The sequence below is a fragment of the Pseudomonas sp. R3.Fl genome (assembly GCF_023516765.1).
Classification (GTDB): domain Bacteria; phylum Pseudomonadota; class Gammaproteobacteria; order Pseudomonadales; family Pseudomonadaceae; genus Pseudomonas; species Pseudomonas citronellolis.
In genome coordinates this window covers 5,298,562-5,316,969 of record NZ_JAMGSO010000001.1, presented here as the reverse complement: position 1 = coordinate 5,316,969, position 18,408 = coordinate 5,298,562, and the positions used below count along the sequence as shown (strand labels likewise).

The window sequence follows — 18,408 nt, the reverse complement described above, 5'->3', positions numbered from 1 at the left end:
CAAAAAAAGAAATGGCGGCAGAGCCACTGAATATCAAGTGTGTGCTCCTTCACCCAAGTATTGACCAGTCCGCGCGGAATGAAAGTTCCGGTGGCCCGGTCAAAAACGACAAAAGGCGCGGGATGAGCCGCGCCTTTTGCATGATGCCCTCTTACTCGCCCTGGCGGGCCGGGGCATCCAGCTCGAAGGCGGTGTGCAACGCACGTACCGCGAGCTCCAGGTATTTCTCCTCGATGACCACGGACACCTTGATTTCCGAGGTGGAGATCATCTGGATGTTGATGCTCTCCTTGGCCAGCGCCTCGAACATGCGGCTGGCGACGCCGGCGTGGGAACGCATGCCGACGCCGACGATGGAGACCTTGGCGATGTTGGTGTCGCCGGTGGCCTCGCGCGCGCCGATGTTGGCGGCGGTCTGCTTGAGGATTTCCAGGGCCGCGAGGTAGTCGTTGCGGTGCACGGTGAAGGTGAAGTCGGTGGTGTTATCGTGCGAGACGTTCTGCACGATCATGTCGACTTCGATGTTCGCGGCACTGATCGGCCCGAGAATCTTGAAGGCCACTCCGGGGGTATCCGGTACGCCACGGATGGTCAGCTTGGCTTCGTCGCGGTTGAAGGCGATGCCGGAGATGATCGGCTGTTCCATGGATTCCTCTTCATCAAGGGTAATGAGGGTGCCCGGACCCTCCTGGAAGCTGTGCAGCACGCGCAGCGGAACATTGTACTTGCCGGCGAACTCCACCGAGCGGATCTGCAGCACCTTGGAGCCGAGGCTGGCCATTTCCAGCATTTCCTCGAAGGTGATCTTGTCCAGTCGGCGGGCCTGCGGCACTACGCGCGGATCGGTGGTGTAGACGCCATCGACGTCGGTATAGATCTGGCACTCATCGGCCTTCAGCGCCGCGGCCAGGGCCACGCCGGTGGTGTCGGAGCCGCCGCGGCCGAGGGTGGTGATGTTGCCGTGCTCGTCCACGCCCTGGAAGCCGGCGACCACGACCACGCGGCCGGCCTTGAGGTCGCTGCGGATGTTGGCGTCGTCGATGCTCAGGATACGCGCCTTGGTGTGCGCGCTGTCGGTCAGGATGCGCACCTGGTTGCCGGTGTAGGAAACCGCCGGCACGCCGCGCTTGATCAGGGCCATGCTCAGCAGGGCGATGGTCACCTGCTCGCCGGTGGAGACCATGACGTCCAGTTCGCGCGGAACCGGCTGGTCCATGATCTGCTTGGCCAGGCCGATCAGGCGGTTGGTCTCGCCGCTCATGGCGGAAACCACCACCACGATATCGTCACCCGCCTCGCGGAATTTCTTCACCTTCTCGGCTACCTGCTCGATACGCTCGACGGTGCCGACGGAGGTCCCTCCAAACTTCTGTACGATCAAAGCCATTTCAAAAGCCGCCTGATTCCTGAAGGGCGCCCATTAGACAGACATCGCTGCCCCTTGCCAAGGCCCGCCGGGCGCGCCGCGGGCCTGGCCTTGCCGGTGCTTACCGGCCCTGTTCGACGAAGGCCTTGGCCAGGGCCAGGGCCTCGTCCAGCTTGCCGGCGTCGGTGCCGCCGCCCTGGGCCATGTCCGGGCGACCGCCGCCCTTGCCGCCCACGGCTGCCGCGGCCTGCTTCATCAGGTCGCCGGCCTTGAGCCTGGCGGTCAGGTCCTGGGTCACCCCGGCGACCAGCACCACTTTCTCTTCGAACACGCCGCCGAGCAGGATCACGCCGCTGCCCAGCTTGTTCTTCAGCTGGTCGACCAGCGCCAGCAGCGCCTTGCCGTCCAGGCCGTCGAGACGCGCGGCCAGCAGTTTCACCCCCGCCACGTCCACGGCCGAACCGGCCAGGTCGTCGCCGGCGGCGCTGGCGGCCTTGGCCTTGAGCTGCTCCAGTTCCTTCTCCAACTGGCGGTTGCGCTCCAGCAGGCCGGCGAGCTTGTCCAGCAGGTTGTCACGGCTGCCCTTGACCAGGCCGGCCGCTTCCTTGAGCTGCTCTTCCGCGCCATTGAGGTAGGCCAGCGCGGCCGCGCCGGTCACCGCCTCGATGCGGCGCACGCCGGCGGCCACACCGCCCTCGCTGGTGATCTTGAACAGACCGATGTCGCCGGTGCGGCCGACGTGGGTACCGCCGCACAGTTCGACGGAGAAGCCGCCGCCCATGGTCAGCACGCGCACCTGGTCGCCGTACTTCTCGCCGAACAGCGCCATGGCGCCCTTGGCCTTGGCGGTGTCGATGTCGGTCTCTTCGGTCTCGACCTCGCTGTTGGCGCGGATCTCGGCGTTGACGATGTCTTCCAGTTGCTTCAGCTGCTCGGGCTTGATGGCCTCGAAGTGGCTGAAGTCGAAGCGCAGGCGCTGGCTGTCCACCAGCGAGCCCTTCTGCTGCACGTGGTCGCCCAGCACCTGGCGCAACGCGGCGTGCAGCAGGTGGGTGGCGGAGTGGTTCAGCGCGGTGGCCTGGCGCACGCTGGCGTCGACCTCGGCCTTGACCGCGGCACCGACGCTCAGGCTGCCCTGGGCGACGATGCCGTGGTGCAGGTGGGCGCCGCCGGCCTTGGTGGTGTCGCGCACGTCGAAGCGCACGCCGGCGCCGGAGAGGGTGCCGCAGTCGCCGACCTGGCCGCCGGATTCGGCGTAGAACGGCGTCTGGTCGAGGACGACCACGCCCTCCTCGCCTTCATTGAGCTTCTCGACGGCCTTGCCGTCCTTGAACAGCGCGATGATCTGGCCGGCGCCGGACACGCCCTGGTAGCCCAGGAAGCGGGTGTCGCCGTCGACTTTCACCAGGGCGTTGTAGTCCATGCCGAAGGCGCTGGCGGAGCGGGCGCGCTCGCGCTGGGCCTCCATCTCGCGTTCGAAGCCTTCCTCGTCGAGGGTCAGGCTGCGCTCGCGGGCGATGTCGTTGGTCAGGTCCACCGGGAAGCCGTAGGTGTCGTACAGCTTGAACACCACGTTGCCGGGGATGACGCTGCCCTTCAGCTCGCTCAGGTCCTGCTCGAGGATCTTCAGGCCCTGCTCCAGGGTCTTGGCGAACTGCTCTTCCTCGGTCTTGAGCACGCGTTCGATGTGCGCCTGCTGCTGCTTCAGCTCGGGGAAGGCCTCGCCCATCTCGGCCACCAGCGCGGCGACGATCTTGTGGAAGAAGCTGCCCTTGGCGCCCAGTTTGTTGCCGTGGCGGCAGGCGCGGCGGATGATGCGGCGCAGCACGTAGCCGCGGCCCTCGTTGGACGGCAGCACGCCGTCGGCGATGAGGAAGCTGCAGGAACGGATGTGGTCGGCCACCACTTTCAGCGACGGCGCGTCGTCGTTGGCGCAGCCGATGGCTTCGGCGGAGGCTTTGAGCAGGCTCTGGAACAGGTCGATCTCGTAGTTCGAGTGGACGTGCTGCAGCACGGCGCTGATGCGCTCAAGTCCCATGCCGGTGTCCACGCTCGGCGCCGGCAGCGGGTGCATGACGCCGTCCGCGGTGCGGTTGAACTGCATGAACACGTTGTTCCAGATCTCGATGTAGCGGTCGCCGTCCTCTTCCGGGGAGCCGGGCGGGCCGCCCCAGATGTCGGCGCCGTGGTCGTAGAAGATCTCGGTGCAGGGGCCGCAGGGGCCGGTGTCGCCCATGGCCCAGAAGTTGTCGGAGGCGTACGGGGCGCCCTTGTTGTCGCCGATGCGCACCATGCGCTCGGCGGGCACGCCGACTTCCTGGGTCCAGATGTCGTAGGCCTCGTCATCGCTGGCGTAGACGGTGACCCAGAGCTTGTCCTTGGGCAGGTTCAGCCACTTGTCCGAGGTGAGGAATTCCCAGGCGTAGTGGATGGCGTCGCGCTTGAAATAGTCGCCGAAGCTGAAGTTGCCCAGCATTTCGAAGAAGGTGTGGTGGCGCGCGGTGTAGCCGACGTTTTCCAGGTCGTTGTGCTTGCCGCCGGCGCGGACGCACTTCTGGCTGGTGGTGGCGCGGGTGTAGGCGCGCTTTTCCAGGCCGAGGAAGCAGTCCTTGAACTGGTTCATGCCGGCGTTGGTGAACAGCAGGGTCGGGTCGTTCGCCGGAATCAGCGAACTGGACGCTACGCGGGTGTGCCCCTTCTCTTCGAAGAAGCGGAGGAAGGCTTCACGGATTTCAGCGCTTTTCATAGGTTCTTCCACGGAAAAATGCGGCCACGAATCGCCGGCAAAGGGCCGCATTATATCGGCCCTGCGCACCGGGTACAGTGTGTTTCTACGATAGATGGCAGCTATTGCGCCTCTATCCTAGTCAGTCGCGACGAAAGGCGGCGAAAGCCTCGACGATACGGGGAATGTCCGCGGTTTTCACGTCCAGGTGGGTAACCAGGCGCAGGCGCGGGGCAGCGCTGACGCGGATGCCGCGCTCGCCGAGGAAGTCGCGCAGGGCCGCGGCACGCTCGCCGAGGTCGACGTAGACCATGTTGGTCTGCACCGGCTCGACGGCGTAGCCCAGGTCCGCCAGGCCGCGGCCGAGGGTTTCGGCGTTGGCGTGGTCCTCGGCCAGGCGCTGCACCTGGTGGTCCAGGGCGTACAGCCCGGCCGCCGCGAGCCCGCCGGCCTGGCGCATGCCGCCGCCGACCATCTTGCGCAGGCGCCGGGCCTTGCCGATCAGCCCGGCGCTGCCGCACAGTACCGAGCCCACCGGCGCGCCCAGGCCCTTGGACAGGCACACCGAGACGGAGTCGAAGTGGCGGGTGATCTCGCCGGCGTCCACACCCAGCTTGACCGCGGCGTTGTACAGGCGCGCGCCGTCCAGGTGCAGGGCCAGGCCGCGGCGCTGCGTCAGCTCGCGGGCGGCTGCCAGGTAGGCCAACGGCAGGACCTTGCCCTGCATGGTGTTCTCCAGCGCCAGCAGGCGGGTGCGGGCGAAGTGGAAGTCGTCCTGCTTGATGGCCGCCTCGACCTTGGCCAGGTCCAGCGAACCATCAGCCTCGCCCTCGATGGGCTGCGGCTGGATGGAGCCGAGCACCGCGGCGCCGCCGCCTTCGTATTTATAGGTGTGGGCCTGCTGGCCGACGATGTACTCGTCGCCGCGCTCGCAGTGGGCCATCAGCCCGAGCAGGTTGCTCATGGTGCCGCTGGGCACGAAGAGCCCGGCCTCGAAACCCAGGCGCTCGGCCAGGGCGGCCTCCAGGCGGTTGACGGTGGGGTCCTCGCCATACACGTCGTCGCCCAGTTCGGCCCGGGCCATGGCCTCGCGCATCCCGGCGCTGGGCAGGGTGACGGTGTCGCTGCGAAGGTCGATGACGGACATGGCGGGGCTCCTGGAAAGCGGGGAAAGAGCCCGATGCTATGTGCTTGGCTGCCTGGGGACAAGGCTCGGAAGGCGGCTCTTCGCGGGCAGGGGAATGGCGCGGGTGGAGCGGCGTAGGAGCGGATCTCATCCGCGAATCGCGCCGGTGGGTCCGGCTATCGCGGACAAGGTCCTACGGCGGGAGGAATACCGTGCCTCCCGGCAACCTGTAGGAGCGGGCCCTGCCCGCGATTTCGCGCGCAGGGCGCGCTCCTACAGGGGAATGGCGTGGGTGGTTCCGGCTATTGCGGACAACGTTGCAGGCGAGCCTGGCTTCTCGTAGGAGCGAGCTTGCTCGCGAACCGCATGGCACCGCAGCCGCCGGAAAAATCTGTTCGCGAGCAAGCTCGCTCCTACGAAGAGCCCCAAACGCCAGGCGCTCAGAGTTCCGTGGGCACCACGAGGATGCCGGCGCGCAGGCCGTTCCTCACCCGCGGGTTGGGGAAGATGATGCGCGCGCCCTTCTCTTCGACGATCCAGCGGGTGCCGCCGATGTCCTCGGCGAGCAGGTAGCCGTGGTCCAGCTCGGTGAAGTTGTCCACGGCGTCGTCCAGGTGCAGGCGGAAGTGGTCGCTGTGCTTGATCACCTCGCGGGACACGGCGAACAGCTGCAGGCCATCCAGACCGCCCTCCCCGGCCGGCGCCTCGCTGCCGTCGACCAGCACCTGCAGCAGCGCCTCCAGGCGGCCCAGGTTGACCACCTGGTTCTGCCCGAAGGGCCGCGCCTTGCCCAGTTCCAGGGTGAAGGCCTCAGCGCCCAGGCGGCTGTAGGTGTAGGAGCTGAAGGTGATGCCGGTCTTGTTCTGCAGCAGCACCGCGTCTATCCCGGCGCTGCGCAGGCGCGCCAGCTCCGCGCGGGAATGCTCGCGGCCCTCGCTCCAGGGGTAGAGGGCGAACTGCTCGATCTTCGAGCCGCGGATCGCCGTGTGCAGGTCGTAGTGCAGGCGCTGGCGGCCGTCGCGGGCGAAGAAGACCGCGGCCAGGCGTTCCAGCTCGGCGGCGCGCAGGGCCTCGCTGCCGCTGCCGTCCTCGTGGCGGCCGCAGAACAGGCGGTTGATGTCCTGTTCCAGGTAGCGCTCGCCGCGGCGCATGGCCTCCGGGTTGCCGAGCAGGAACAGCAGGCGCGCCGCCGGCTTCAGCTCGCCACGGGCGATGCGCTGGACCAGGCGGTCGAGCAGTTCGATGGGCGCCGTCTCGTTGCCGTGGATGCCGGCCGAGAGCAGCAGGTCCAGGCCGTTGTCGCGGCCGCTGGCGGGGGTCACCTCGAGGGCGCCTTCGGCCAGCCAGTGCAGGCGCGTGCCGTCGGCGGTGAGCTGGATCTTCTCGGTCGGCTCGCGACCGACGAGGGTCAGGTCGAGCAGCTTGCCCAGTGCTAGCATGCGCGGGTCTCCCGGTTGGCCGCCGGCACCTGCGGGCGGCGGCCCCTGCGATCAGTGATGGTCACAACCACAGTCTGGACCATGTTCGTGGACTTCGGCGGCCTCCAGCTCCAGGCTCAGGCTGAGCTGGTTGACCGCCTGCGGGCGGACCACCAGCAGCGGCACCTCGGTGTCCTCCTCGAAGGACTCGGCGTAGATCAGCAGGCCGCCCTTGCCGTCGGCCTCCAGCCACAGGTCGCGGCCCTCCAGGCGGATGGCCAGGCGGGCGCTGTGGGTCTCGCGACGGGCGCCGGTGGCGTCTTCGAGGATCAGCGGAAGGCTTTCGGTGGTCATGATGTTCAACTCATCTGGAAGGGATAGACGGAGCCCAGTTTAAGGATCCGGCTCAGTTCATCCAATGCCGTCCGGCACTCCACCAGCAGCTGCGGGTCGGCCAGGTCGGCTTCGGACAGGCGGTCGCGGTAGTGCTTGTCGACCCAGGCCACCAGGGTGTCGTACAGCGCCGGGGTCATGACCACGCCGGGGTTCACCGCGGCCAGCTCGGCTTCGTTGAGCGCCACGCGCAGGCGCAGGCAGGCCGGGCCGCCGCCGTTCTGCATGCTCTGCTTGAGGTCGAAGACCTTCACTTCGCGGATCGGCCCGCCCTCGGCGGTCAGGCGCGACAGGTAGTTCCACACGCGCTCGTTCTGCCGGCACTCTTCCGGGACGATCAGCAGCATGCTGCCGTCGGCGCGGCTGAGCAGTTGGCTGTTGAACAGGTAGGACCTGACCGCGTCTTCCACGCTCACCTGGTCGCCCGGCACGCAGACCGGCTGGAAGCGGCCGCCGCGGCGGCCCAGCTTGGCGTCCAGCTCGGCCAGTACCTTGTCGGTGTCGAGGAAGGCGTCCTGGTGGTAGAACAGCACCTCGCCGTTGCCCACGGAAATCACGTCGTTGTGGAACACGCCCTGGTCGATCACCGCCGGGTTCTGCTGGGCGTAGACCACGCCCTCCTCGCCCAGGCCGTGCAGGCGGGCCACCGCCTGGCAGGCTTCCAGGGTCTGCCGCGCCGGGTAGCGCTGCGGCGCCGGGAAGCGGCTGTCGAAGGCGCTGCGGCCGAACACGAAGAACTCCACGCCGGCCTCGCCGTAGCCCTTGCAGAAGCGCGTGTGGTTGGCCGCGCCTTCGTCGCCGAACTGCGCCACCGCCGGCAGCGCCGCGTGGTGGGCGAAGTGTTTCTCGTCGCGGAACATGGCGCCGAGGATGCGGCTGGTGACCGGGTGCTCGATGGAGCGGTGGAACTTGCAGTTCAGATTGGCCGCGGTGAAGTGCACGCGGCCATCGGCGGTATCGGCGCTGGGGCTGACGGTGGCGGCATTGGCCGTCCACATGCAGGAGGCCGAGCTGACCGCGGCGAGCAGCGGCATGGCTTCCTTCGCCGCCTTGGCGATCACCTCGGCGTCGCTGCCGCTGAAGCCGAGGGCTCGCAGCGAGGCCACGGCCGGGCGTTCCTGCGGGGCGAGCACGCCCTGCTTGAAGCCCATTTCCATCAGCGCCTTCATCTTCGCCAGGCCCTGCTTGGCGGCTTCCTTCGGGTTGGACGCCACCTGGCTGTTGCTCTGCGAGGCGACGTTGCCGTAGGACAGGCCGCCGTAGTTGTGCGTCGGGCCGACAAGACCGTCGAAGTTCATTTCATAGGCGGTCATCACAGGCTCACTCCCGGAGTCAGGGTTGCAGGCAGGGCAAGGCTTTCGCTTTCCAGCGAGGCCACCGGATAGGCGCAGTAGTCGGCGGCGTAGTAGGCGCTCGGGCGGTGGTTGCCGGAGGCGCCGATACCGCCGAAGGGCGCGCTGCTGGCGGCGCCGGTCAGTTGCTTGTTCCAGTTGACGATGCCGGCGCGGCTGTCGAGCAGGAAGCCCTCGAAGCGCTCGCGGGAATCGGACAGCAGGCCGGCGGCCAGGCCGTACTGGGTGGCGTTGGCTTCGCGCACTGCTTCGTCGAAATCGCCATAACGGATGACCTGCAGCAGCGGGCCGAAGAATTCTTCGTCCGGGCGCTGCGCCACGCCGGTCACGTCGAGGATGCCGGGGGTCAGCAGGGCCGCGCCTTCCAGCGGCTGGGACATGGCCAGCAGGGCCACGGCGCCGTTGGCCAGCAGGTGCTCCTGGGCCTTGAGCAGGTGCTCGGCGGCGGCCAGGGAAATCACCGAGCCCATGAAGGGCGCCGGCTGTTCGTCGAAGCGGCCGACCTTGATGCTCGCGGTCACCGCCACCAGGCGCGCCAGCAGGGCGTCGCCCCACTCGCCCGCCGGCACCAGCAGGCGCCGCGCGCAGGTGCAGCGCTGGCCGGCGGAGATGAAGGCGGACTGAATGATGGTGTAGACCGCGGCGTCGACGTCTTTCACTTCATCGACGATCAGCGGGTTGTTGCCGCCCATCTCCAGCGCCAGGATCTTCTGCGGCTGGCCGCCGAACTGGCTGTGCAGCAGATTGCCGGTGCGGCTGGAGCCGGTGAAGAACAGGCCGTCGATGTCCGTGTGCGCAGCCAGGGCCACGCCGGTGTCGCGGGCGCCCTGCACCAGGTTGAGCACGCCCGCCGGCAGGCCGGCGTCGATCCAGGCGCGAACGGTCAGCTCGGCGACCTTGGGCGTCAGTTCGCTGGGCTTGAAGATCACACAGTTGCCGGCCAGCAGCGCCGGCACTATGTGGCCGTTGGGCAGGTGGCCGGGGAAGTTGTAGGGGCCGAACACCGCGACCACCCCGTGCGGCTTGTGGCGCAGCACGGCGCTGGCGTCGGCCAGCGGGCCGCTCTTGATGCCGGTGCGCTCGCGGTAGGCCTGGACCGAGATGGCCACCTTGTTGACCATGCTGGTGACTTCGGTGCCGGCTTCCCACAGCGGCTTGCCGGTTTCCTCGCCGATCGCCCGGGCCAGTTCGTCGCTGCGCGCCTTGAGGGTGGCGGCGAAGGCTTCCAGCACGACGATGCGTTCCTCCAGCGGGCGCCGCGCCCAGGCCGGGAAGGCGGCGCGGGCGGCGGCCACGGCGGCATCGACCTGTGCAGCACTGGCGGCGCGGCCGCTCCAGACCACGGCCTGGCTGACCGGGTCGAGGGATTCCAGGGTAGCGCCCTCGCCCGCCTGCCACTGGCCGGCGATGTAGTGGGTAGTCATCTCTTGTTCTCCTCCGATCCGCGCGGGATCAGCGTTTTCCGGCGGACAGCGGCACCGCGCGCACCGAGGCGCCGGCGGACAGGCGCAGGCGCTTGGCGGTCTGCGCGTCGACCACCAGGGAGCCGGCGGCGACCCGCGCCGGGGCCGCGGCGATGCGGCATTCCTCGCGCTTGCGGTTGTGGATCAGGTAGGGCTCGGCGTCATCGCCCGGCGTGCCGATGGCCAGCACCAGCGCCTGGCTGTCGGCGATGGCGCGGATCTTCTCGGTCGGCGCCTCGATGGCCGGGCCTGCGTCGAAGATGTCGACGTAGCCCTGGTAGCTGAAGCCCTCGGCCTTGAGCATGGCCAGCGCCGGCTCGGTGTCCGAGTGCACGCGGCCGATCACGTTGCGCGCCTCTTCCGAGAGGAAGCAGGTGTATAGCGGGAACTTCGGCATCAGTTCGGCGATGAAGGCCTTGTTGCCGACACCGGTCAGGTAGTCCGCCTGGCTGAACTCCATCTTGAAGAAGTGCCGGCCCAGGCTTTCCCAGAACGGCGAGCGGCCGTCGGCGTCGGACATGCCGCGCATCTCGGCGATCACCTTGTCGCCGAACAGCTCGCGGAACTCGGCGATGAACAGGAAGCGCGCCTTGGACAGCAGGCGGCCGTTGAGGCCCGTGCGGTGGTCGGCATGCAGGAACAGCGAGCACAGCTCGGACTGCCCGGTGAGGTCGTTGGCCAGGAACAGCGTGGGGATCTCGCGGTGGATGCCCAGCTCCTGGGAGGCGCTGACGGTGAGGCCGACGCGATAGTTGTACCAGGGCTCGCGCAGGCCGACGGCGCCGGCCACGGCGGAGATGCCGACGACCTTGCCGGCATCGTCCTCGAGGACGAACAGGTAGTCGGCATCGGCGCGCTCGGCTTCGCCGCGGAAGGCCTTCTCGGCCCAGCCGACGCGGTGCGCCAGGCGCTGTTCGTTGGCCGGCAGCGTGGTCAGCCCGGTGCCGGTGCTGCGCGCCAGTTCGATGAGGGCCGGCAGGTCGGCGCTGGTGACAGGACGAACGATCATATTCACTCCGTTTCGGCTTCAGGCCGCAGGCTGCAGGCCACAGGCGAAAGCTTCCGTTTGGGCCCGCAGCCTGCCGCTGGCAGCCTGCAGCCCCTGACTCATACCGCTACCAGACGCACGCTGGCGCCTTCGCCGATGCCCAGGGCCTCGGCGGTTTCGGCGCTGAGGGTCACCGGCTTGCCGGGCACCCAGTCCAGCTCGGCGACCACGGCGCGGTAGTCCTGCAGCAGGCCGTTGGTGACCAGGTAGCTGCGGGTGGCCTTGGGCACCTCGCCGATGCGCACCGGCACCAGGCGGCTCTGGGCGATGGAGCGGATGCCCGAAGTGCGCGCATGCAGGGTCGGGCCGCCATCGAAGATGTCGATGTAGTTGTCGGTCTCGAAGCCTTCGCGCATCAGGATGTCGAAGGTGATCTGCGCCCGCGGGTGCACCTGGCCCATGGCTTCCTGGGCCTCGTCCGGCAGCAGCGGCACGTAGATCGGGTAATGCGGCATCAGCTCGGCGAGGAAGGTGCGGCTCTTCAGGCCCGAGAGCTTCTCGGCCTCGCTGTAGTTGAGGTCGAAGAAGTTGCGCCCCACGGCGTTCCAGAACGGCGATTCGCCCTGATCGTCGCTGTAGCCGACGATCTCGGTGACCACGGCGTCGGCGAAGCGCTCCGGGTGGCTGGCCATGAACAGCAGGCGGCCGCGGGAGTTGAGTTCGGCGATGGACGTGTTCACCAGCTCGCGCTGCACGTAGAAGCTGGTCAGCAGACTGTTGCCGGTGAGGTCGTGGCACAGCGAGAGGACGTGGATCTTGTTGTGGATCTTCAACTCGCGCGAGGCGTGCACGAAGGTCTCGTTGCGGAAGCTGTAGAAGGGCTCGGAGAAGCCGGCCGAGGCGACTATGGCCGAGCAGCCGACCAGTTGCCCGGTCTGCGTGTCCTCGAGGACGAAGAAGTAGCTTTCCTCGCCGTTGTAGCTGACTTCGGCGGCGAACGAGGCCTCCGAGGCCAGGATCTTTTCCTTCAGCCGTTCCGCGTCGTCCGGCAGCGACGTGACGCCGACCGGGCTGTCCGCGGCGAGACGCTGCACCTGCTGCAGGTCGGCCACTTGGGCGGGGCGCATCACCAGCATGGCGTCACTCCTCTAACCAGACAAAACCATATGAACTTCCCCGTCGCGTCGCGGGCACGGAACAGCCTGCGCCAACGCATTCGGGGCCTGCGAAAAACGGCCGGGCAAGCCGGCCGCGTCGAACCGGCGCCGGCGGGATGCCCGGCGCCGTACTGCGGATCAGCCGCGGGTGAGCTTGGCCACCGCGCGTTCCAAGCGATCCAGGCCTTCGTCGATGTCGGCGTCGTCGATCACCAGGCTGGGCGCGAAGCGCACCACGTCCGGGCCGGCCTGCAGGATCATCAGGCCTTCGCGCTCGGCGGCGTTGAACACGTCCTTGGCCTTGCCCTTCCAGGCATCGGCCAGCACCGCGCCGATCAGCAGGCCGAGGCCGCGGACCTGGGTGAAGATGCCGTATTCCTGGCCGAGCTTCTCCAGGCGCGCCTTGAAGCGCTCGTGCTTGGCGCGCACGCCTTCAAGCACTTCAGGCGTATTGATCACATCGAAGGCCGCGCCGGACACCGCGCAGGCCAGCGGGTTGCCGCCGTAGGTGGTGCCGTGGGTGCCGACGACCAGGTGTTCGGCGATCTTCGCGGTGGTCAGCATGGCGCCGATGGGGAAGCCGCCGCCCAGGCTCTTGGCGCTGGAGAGGATGTCCGGGACCACGCCGTAGTGCTGGTAGGCGTAAAGGTAGCCGGTACGGCCGAAACCGCTCTGCACTTCGTCGAAGATCAGCAGCGCGCCGTTGTCGTCGCACAGCTTGCGTACGCCTTCCAGGTAGGCCTTGTCGGCCGGCAGCACGCCGCTCTCGCCCTGCACCGGCTCGATGATGACCGCGCAGGTCTTGTCCGAGATGGCGGCCTTGAGCGCGTCCAGGTCGTTGAACGGGATGTGGGTGATGCCTTCGACCTTCGGCCCGAAGCCGTCGGAGTACTTGGCCTGGCCGCCGACGTTGACGGTGAACAGGGTGCGGCCGTGGAAGCTGTTGACCATCGAGATGATCTCGTACTTCTCAGGACCGTAAACATCGTGGGCGTAACGGCGCGCCAACTTGAGCGCGGCCTCGTTGGCCTCGGCGCCGGAGTTGGCGAAGAACACCCGCTCGGCGAAGGTGGCGTCGATCAGCTTCTGCGCCAGGCGCAAGGCCGGCTCGTTGGTGAACACGTTGGATACGTGCCAGATTTTGTTGGCCTGCTCGGCCAGCGCCCCCACCAGCGCCGGGTGGCAGTGGCCCAGGGAGTTCACGGCGATGCCACCGGCGAAGTCCACCAGCTCGCGGCCGCTCTGGTCCCAGACTCGCGAACCCTGCCCACGCACCGGAATGAAAGCGGCCGGGGAGTAGTTGGGGACCATCAGCTGGTCGAAGTCGGAGCGTTGTACCTGAGCGTGCGGAGCGGACATCGGTGTTCTCCTGCCTGGTGAGGCGGCTATCGATGGAAGGATTGTAGGGACGAAAAACCGGTTGGCATTGCCGCCAAGCGACAACTTCTTATAGCGCCAACCCGTGGATTTCCGAGGCTTTCGGAAATGCGACAGAAAGCGTCGGTAAGGCGCAGTGTAAAGCCAGGGCGGGGCCGGGGGTACAAGGCGCGGGGGAATTTGTTCGATGGTCGGACGGGGGAAGGTTGGGTGGGGTTTTCGTGGGGGAGAGAGGACGCCTGGCCCTTCCTCTCCGGGACGCTCGGCGTTGCCGGGAAATCCCGATTGTTCGCGAGCAAGCTCGCTCCTACGAAAAGCCCACGCAGCACCACGCTTGCTCTTGTAGGAGCGAGCTTGCTCGCGAAGGGGGTTCCCCGGTGGCTACGGTGCCTGGGCTCGGCTCCGCCCCTCTCCCCAACCCTCTCCCTGTGTAGGGAGAGGGGGCTTGTCCGTGCCGAGAGGAGACATGGTTTCAGCCGGTAATTTCTGTGCTAGCCGGCTAACGCCGAAACATCAGCATCTGCCCAACGGTCCCCTCTCCCTTCAGGGCGGGGCGCGCAGCCGAGGGCTAGGGAGAGGGAACGCGGCCACGCCCAACATCAGCGTAACCGGGAGCCTCCCCCACTCAGCTCACCCCCGCTCCCCCGGCCCCAGCGCACCATCGGCAGCCCCCTGCCCACGACGCTGGTTCCGGTCCTCACGAGGGGTCACGCCAAAGAAATTACGGTAAGCACTGGAGAAGTGCGGCCCACTGGAAAACCCGCAGGACAGCCCGATCTGGATGATCGACTTGCTGGTCTGCATCAGCATCTGCCGCGCGCGGTTCAGGCGCAGCTCCAGGTAGTACTGGCTGGGCACGCGGGTCAGGTATTGCTTGAAGATGCGCTCCAGTTGGCGGCGCGACACGCAGACGTGCTGGGCGATCTCGTCGGTGGTCAGCGGCTCTTCGATGTTCGCCTCCATCAGCAGCACCGCCTGGGTGAGCTTCGGATGGCTGGAACCGAGGCGGTTCTTCAGCGGGATGCGCTGGCGCTCGCTGCCTTCGCGGATGCGCTCGACCACCAGTTCCTCGGACACCGCGCCGGCCAGTTCCGCGCCGTGGTCGCGGGACAGCACCGCCAGCAGCAGGTCGAGCACGGCCATGCCGCCGCAGGCGCTGAGGCGGTCGCGGTCCCACTCGAACAGGTGGTTGGTGGCGATGACCTTGGGGTAGCGCTCGGTGAAGTCGTCGTGCCAGCGCCAGTGCACCGCGGCGCGGTAGCCGTCGAGCAGGCCGAGCTGGGCCAGCGGGTAGATGCCGGCGGACAGCGCGCCGACGCTGGCGCCGCCGCGGGCCAGCTGCTTGAGCGCGGCGGCCAGCGGCGCGGAGACCTGCTGCGGCGCCTCGTCGGCGACCAGGAAGACGCGCTGGCACTGCTCCAGCACGCCCTGCCAGGCCTGCCCCGGCAGGCGCCAGCCTTCGCCCTCGGCGGGTTGCTCGGCGTTCATGAACACCGGGTCGTAGAGCGCTTCGGGGTGCAGGCGCCGGGCGACCCGCAGGGCCTCCTCGGCGAGCGCCAGGGTCAGCGCGCGGGTCTGGGGCCAGAGCAGGAAACCGATGCGTTGGGCAGTCATGCGGAGGCTTCTGTCGACGTCGTCGGGGGACAGCTTACTTCAAGCTGCCGGAAAGGAACTGCTTGAGGCGGTCCGATTGAGGATTTGCCAGGACTTCCTTCGGGCAACCGCGCTCTTCCACCAGGCCCTTGTGCAGGAACACCAGCTGGTTGGAGACCTCGCGGGCGAAGCCCATCTCGTGGGTCACCACCACCATGGTGCGGCCTTCCTGGGCCAGGTCCTGCATGACCTTGAGCACCTCGCCGACCAGCTCCGGGTCCAGCGCCGAGGTCGGCTCGTCGAACAGCATCACCTCCGGCTCCATGGCCAGGGCGCGGGCGATGGCCACGCGCTGCTGCTCGCCGCCGCTCATGTGCGCCGGGTAGGCATCCTTGCGGTGCGCCACGCCGACCTTGGCCAGGTAGTGCTCGGCCTTCTCCAGGGCTTCCTTCTTCGACACGCCGAGCACGTGCACGGGCGCCTCGATGACGTTGTCCAGGGCGCTCATGTGCGACCACAGGTTGAAGTGCTGGAACACCATCGACAGGCGCGAGCGCATGCGCTGCAGCTGGCGGGTGTCGGCGGCCTTGAGCGCGCCGTCCTTGTTCGGCACCAGCTTCAGCTCCTCGCCGTTGAGCAGGATCTTGCCGGCGTGGGGCTGCTCCAGCAGGTTGATGCAGCGCAGGAAGGTGCTCTTGCCCGAGCCGGAGGAGCCGATGATGCTGATCACGTCGCCCGCTTTCGCCGCCAGGGAAACGCCCTTGAGCACTTCGTGGGTACCGTAGCGCTTGTGCAGGTCTTGGATTTCCAGTTTGTACATGTCGGTTACTCGAATTCAGTCGTTGATCAGCCGGCCCGTACGGAACGGCTCGCGCCCGGCCACCTTGGCCATCCAGTGTCCCGCCAGCGCGTAGCGCCCCCGCTCCAGGGCGAAGAGCACGCCGGCGGTCCCGGCGTACACGGTGCTGACCTTGTCGTTCAGCGGGTCCACCACCTCGAACAGCACCTCGCCCTTCTCCACCCACTCGCCGGCGCGGCGCAGGAAGCTGACCACCCCGGCGTGGGGCGCGGCGAGGTATTCGGTGCCCTCGAAGGGCATGCCTTCGCAGCATTCGGCCGGCGCTTGCGGCCATTCGCCGGCGATCAGCCCCTGTTCGGCGAGGAAGGCCAGGATCGCCTCGGCGTTGGCGCGCGCCTGCTCGACGCGGGTATCGCCCATGCTGCCCAGCTCGACCGTGGTGGCCATGCATGCCGCAGGCACGGCGGCCTGTGGATAAGCGCGGGCCAGGCGCAGCCAGGGCAGCGAGCAGGATTCGTCGAAGGAGTTGCCGCCGGAGTCCTCGGCCAGCAGCGCCACGCCCGCCTTCAGCCGCGCGGCCAGGGAACGCCACTGCGGCCAGTGCTGGGGAATGGCGTAGAGGTGGATGCAGGCCTCGAAGTCGCAGTGCAGGTCGAGCACCACGTCGGCGTCGCAGGCGTGGCGCAGCAGCAGGCGCTGCATGGCTTGCAGCTCGGAGGTGGCCGGCGCCAGCGCGTCGAGGACTTCGCGCATGTGCTGGCGGATCAGTTGCACGTTGGCCTCGGCATCGGCGCCCAACTGGCCGGCGACGCGCGGCTCGACCAGGGATGCCAGGTCGACGAAGCCGCGGTTGAAGTTCTGCCCGCTGTTCGCCTCGAAACGCCCGAGGTGGCTGGCCTGCAGCCATTGGCCAAGGCCGATGGGGTTGGCCACCGGCACCAGCTCGACCGTGCCCAGCAGGCGGCCTTCGGCCTCCAGCGCGGCCAGGCGCAGCTTCAGCTCCCAGGCGGTGCGCATGCCCGGCAGCTCGTCGGCGTGCAGGCTGGCCTGGATGTAGGCCTTGCGCGGGCCGGCGCCGTAGCGGAACACGCTCAGGCGGCGTTCGCTGCCGAGGCTGGCGCAGGGCAACAGGTGATCGATGCGTTGCATGTTCCCCTCCTCCGGCTCAGTGCTTGCGCGGCGCCAGGTAGGCCAGCCAGCGGCGTTCGGCGGCCTTGAACAGGCGCACCAGGATCAGCGTCAGGATCAGGTAGAAGACCCCGGCGGTGATGAAGGCCTCGAACGGCAGGTAGTACTGCGAGTTCACGGTGCGCGCGGCGCCGGTGATGTCCACCAGGGTGACGATGGAGGCCAGGCTGGTGGTCTGCAGCATCATGATCACCTCGTTGCTGTACTGCGGCAGCGCGCGGCGCAGCGCCGAGGGCAGGAGGATGCGGCGGTACATCTTCAGGCGCGACATGCCCATGGCCTTGGCCGCCTCGATCTCGCCATGGGGCGTGGCCTTGAGGCTGCCGGCGAGGATTTCCGCGGTGTAGGCGCTGGTGTTGATGGCGAAGGCCAGGCAGGCGCAGAAGCTGGCGTTGGACAGCCAGGGCCAGAACACGCTGTTGCGCACCGCCTCGAACTGGGCCAGGCCGTAGTAGATCAGGAACAGCTGCACCAGCATGGGCGTGCCGCGGATCACGTAGGTGTACAGCCAGGCCGGCAGGTTCACCGCCGGGCGCTTGGACACGCGCATCAGCGCCAGCGGCACGGCCAGCAGCAGGCCCACGGCCAGGGAGATCAGCAGCAGCTTGAGGGTCACCAGCAGGCCGCCGAAGTACAGCGGCAGGTTTTCCCAGATGACGGTGTAGTCGAAGATCATCGCGTGGCTCCCCTTACAAATCCGCGACCTTGACGCCCACCGAGTAGCGGCGCTCGAGCAAGCGCAGCAACAGCAGCGAGACGCTGGTCACCACCAGGTAGAGGGCGGCGACGAACAGGTACCAGGTGAACGGCTCGCGGGTGGCGTCCGCGGCCTGCTTGGCCTTGAACATCATGTCCTGCAGGCTGACCACCGAGATCAGCGCGGTGGCCTTGACCAGCACCAGCCAGTTGTTGGTGAAGCCGGGGATGGCCAGGCGGATCATCTGCGGCACCTGCACGCGGAAGAACACCTGCAGGTGGCTCATGCCGTAGGCGAAGCCGGCCTCGGCCTGGCCCTTGGGGATGGCCATGAAGGCGCCGCGGAAGGTTTCCGAGAGGTAGGCGCCGAAGATGAAGCCGAGGGTGCCGACGCCGACGACGAAGGGGTTGAGGTCGATGTAGTCGTCGTGGCCCAGCAGCGGCGCGACGCGGTTCACCAGGTCCTGGCCGCCGTAGAAGATCAGCAGGATCAGCACCAGGTCGGGTACGCCGCGGATCACCGTGGAGTAGGCGTCGCCGCACCAGGCCAGCCACCTGACCGGCGACAGGCGGAAGGCCGCGCCGACCAGGCCGAGCACCGCCGCCAGGGCCATCGACAACAGGGCGAGCTGGAGGGTCAGCCAGGCACCATCGACGATGGTGGCCGCGTAACCGTTGAACATGGTCAGCACCTCATGCAACCGCTCGCCGCAGCGGCGAACGCAGAACGACGGGCCACGGAGCCCGGGAAAACCGGCCGCGGTCGC

Annotated in this window: 15 protein-coding genes; all 15 read right to left on the bottom strand. The window is 67.9% G+C overall.

What is annotated here, in order from left to right:
• Positions 1-151: 151 nt before the first annotated feature.
• Positions 152-1,387, bottom strand: a complete 1,236-nt coding sequence (locus tag M8R19_RS23460; protein ID WP_074976389.1) for an aspartate kinase — start codon at positions 1,385-1,387, stop codon at positions 152-154.
• Positions 1,388-1,487: 100 nt separating this feature from the next.
• On the bottom strand, positions 1,488-4,112 hold the full coding sequence (gene alaS, locus M8R19_RS23455; RefSeq protein ID WP_249919059.1) for an alanine--tRNA ligase: 2,625 nt from the start codon (positions 4,110-4,112) through the stop codon (positions 1,488-1,490).
• A gap of 121 nt (positions 4,113-4,233) precedes the next feature.
• A complete protein-coding gene (gene ltaE, locus M8R19_RS23450) occupies positions 4,234-5,238 on the bottom strand; it encodes a low-specificity L-threonine aldolase (RefSeq protein WP_249919058.1) in 1,005 nt (334 codons plus the stop codon).
• A gap of 419 nt (positions 5,239-5,657) precedes the next feature.
• Positions 5,658-6,656 (bottom strand): succinylglutamate desuccinylase, encoded by a 999-nt coding sequence (gene astE / locus M8R19_RS23445; protein ID WP_249919057.1) that lies wholly within the window; start codon positions 6,654-6,656, stop codon positions 5,658-5,660.
• A 51-nt stretch (positions 6,657-6,707) separates the two neighbouring features.
• Entirely contained in the window at positions 6,708-6,989 is a 282-nt protein-coding gene (locus M8R19_RS23440) for a hypothetical protein (RefSeq protein ID WP_009620763.1), read from the bottom strand.
• A gap of 5 nt (positions 6,990-6,994) precedes the next feature.
• A complete protein-coding gene (gene astB / locus M8R19_RS23435; protein ID WP_043314240.1) occupies positions 6,995-8,341 on the bottom strand; it encodes an N-succinylarginine dihydrolase in 1,347 nt (448 codons plus the stop codon).
• Positions 8,341-9,804 (bottom strand): succinylglutamate-semialdehyde dehydrogenase, encoded by a 1,464-nt coding sequence (gene astD / locus M8R19_RS23430; protein ID WP_074976400.1) that lies wholly within the window; start codon positions 9,802-9,804, stop codon positions 8,341-8,343. The genes astB and astD overlap by 1 nt, the downstream gene beginning before the upstream one ends.
• A 28-nt stretch (positions 9,805-9,832) precedes the next feature.
• Entirely contained in the window at positions 9,833-10,852 is a 1,020-nt protein-coding gene (gene astA, locus M8R19_RS23425; RefSeq protein WP_249919056.1) for an arginine N-succinyltransferase, read from the bottom strand.
• A gap of 98 nt (positions 10,853-10,950) precedes the next feature.
• The gene (aruF, locus tag M8R19_RS23420; protein WP_074976404.1) at positions 10,951-11,967 is read right to left on the bottom strand and encodes an arginine/ornithine succinyltransferase subunit alpha; all 1,017 of its coding nucleotides are present in this window, start codon (positions 11,965-11,967) and stop codon (positions 10,951-10,953) included.
• Between the two features lie 159 nt (positions 11,968-12,126).
• Entirely contained in the window at positions 12,127-13,347 is a 1,221-nt protein-coding gene (locus M8R19_RS23415) for an aspartate aminotransferase family protein (RefSeq protein WP_249919055.1), read from the bottom strand.
• Between the two features lie 648 nt (positions 13,348-13,995).
• A complete protein-coding gene (argR, locus tag M8R19_RS23410; RefSeq protein ID WP_058488795.1) occupies positions 13,996-14,979 on the bottom strand; it encodes a transcriptional regulator ArgR in 984 nt (327 codons plus the stop codon).
• Between the two features lie 34 nt (positions 14,980-15,013).
• Positions 15,014-15,778 carry an arginine/ornithine transport ATP-binding protein AotP gene (aotP, locus tag M8R19_RS23405; protein ID WP_009620746.1) on the bottom strand — a complete coding sequence of 255 codons (765 nt, stop codon included), beginning with the start codon at positions 15,776-15,778 and terminating at the stop codon, positions 15,014-15,016.
• A 15-nt stretch (positions 15,779-15,793) separates the two neighbouring features.
• Positions 15,794-16,906, bottom strand: a complete 1,113-nt coding sequence (locus M8R19_RS23400) for a succinylglutamate desuccinylase/aspartoacylase family protein (RefSeq protein WP_249919054.1) — start codon at positions 16,904-16,906, stop codon at positions 15,794-15,796.
• Positions 16,907-16,922: 16 nt separating this feature from the next.
• The gene (locus M8R19_RS23395) at positions 16,923-17,621 is read right to left on the bottom strand and encodes an ABC transporter permease (RefSeq protein ID WP_043267718.1); all 699 of its coding nucleotides are present in this window, start codon (positions 17,619-17,621) and stop codon (positions 16,923-16,925) included.
• A 13-nt stretch (positions 17,622-17,634) separates the two neighbouring features.
• Entirely contained in the window at positions 17,635-18,324 is a 690-nt protein-coding gene (locus tag M8R19_RS23390) for an ABC transporter permease (protein ID WP_009620741.1), read from the bottom strand.
• Positions 18,325-18,408 lie beyond the last annotated feature (84 nt).

Bases quoted from the DNA above. Each gene is read 5' to 3' on its own strand.
- astB (WP_043314240.1), bottom strand. From the start codon at position 8,341: ATGACCGCCTATGAAATGAACTTCGACGGTCTTGTCGGCCCGACGCAC.
- ltaE (WP_249919058.1), bottom strand. From the start codon at position 5,238: ATGTCCGTCATCGACCTTCGCAGCGACACCGTCACCCTGCCCAGCGCC.
- M8R19_RS23460 (WP_074976389.1), bottom strand. From the start codon at position 1,387: ATGGCTTTGATCGTACAGAAGTTTGGAGGGACCTCCGTCGGCACCGTC.
- alaS (WP_249919059.1), bottom strand. From the start codon at position 4,112: ATGAAAAGCGCTGAAATCCGTGAAGCCTTCCTCCGCTTCTTCGAAGAG.
- M8R19_RS23400 (WP_249919054.1), bottom strand. From the start codon at position 16,906: ATGCAACGCATCGATCACCTGTTGCCCTGCGCCAGCCTCGGCAGCGAA.
- aruF (WP_074976404.1), bottom strand. From the start codon at position 11,967: ATGCTGGTGATGCGCCCCGCCCAAGTGGCCGACCTGCAGCAGGTGCAG.
- astD (WP_074976400.1), bottom strand. From the start codon at position 9,804: ATGACTACCCACTACATCGCCGGCCAGTGGCAGGCGGGCGAGGGCGCT.
- astE (WP_249919057.1), bottom strand. From the start codon at position 6,656: ATGCTAGCACTGGGCAAGCTGCTCGACCTGACCCTCGTCGGTCGCGAG.
- aotP (WP_009620746.1), bottom strand. From the start codon at position 15,778: ATGTACAAACTGGAAATCCAAGACCTGCACAAGCGCTACGGTACCCAC.
- argR (WP_058488795.1), bottom strand. From the start codon at position 14,979: ATGACTGCCCAACGCATCGGTTTCCTGCTCTGGCCCCAGACCCGCGCG.
- M8R19_RS23415 (WP_249919055.1), bottom strand. From the start codon at position 13,347: ATGTCCGCTCCGCACGCTCAGGTACAACGCTCCGACTTCGACCAGCTG.
- M8R19_RS23390 (WP_009620741.1), bottom strand. From the start codon at position 18,324: ATGTTCAACGGTTACGCGGCCACCATCGTCGATGGTGCCTGGCTGACC.
- M8R19_RS23440 (WP_009620763.1), bottom strand. From the start codon at position 6,989: ATGACCACCGAAAGCCTTCCGCTGATCCTCGAAGACGCCACCGGCGCC.
- astA (WP_249919056.1), bottom strand. From the start codon at position 10,852: ATGATCGTTCGTCCTGTCACCAGCGCCGACCTGCCGGCCCTCATCGAA.
- M8R19_RS23395 (WP_043267718.1), bottom strand. From the start codon at position 17,621: ATGATCTTCGACTACACCGTCATCTGGGAAAACCTGCCGCTGTACTTC.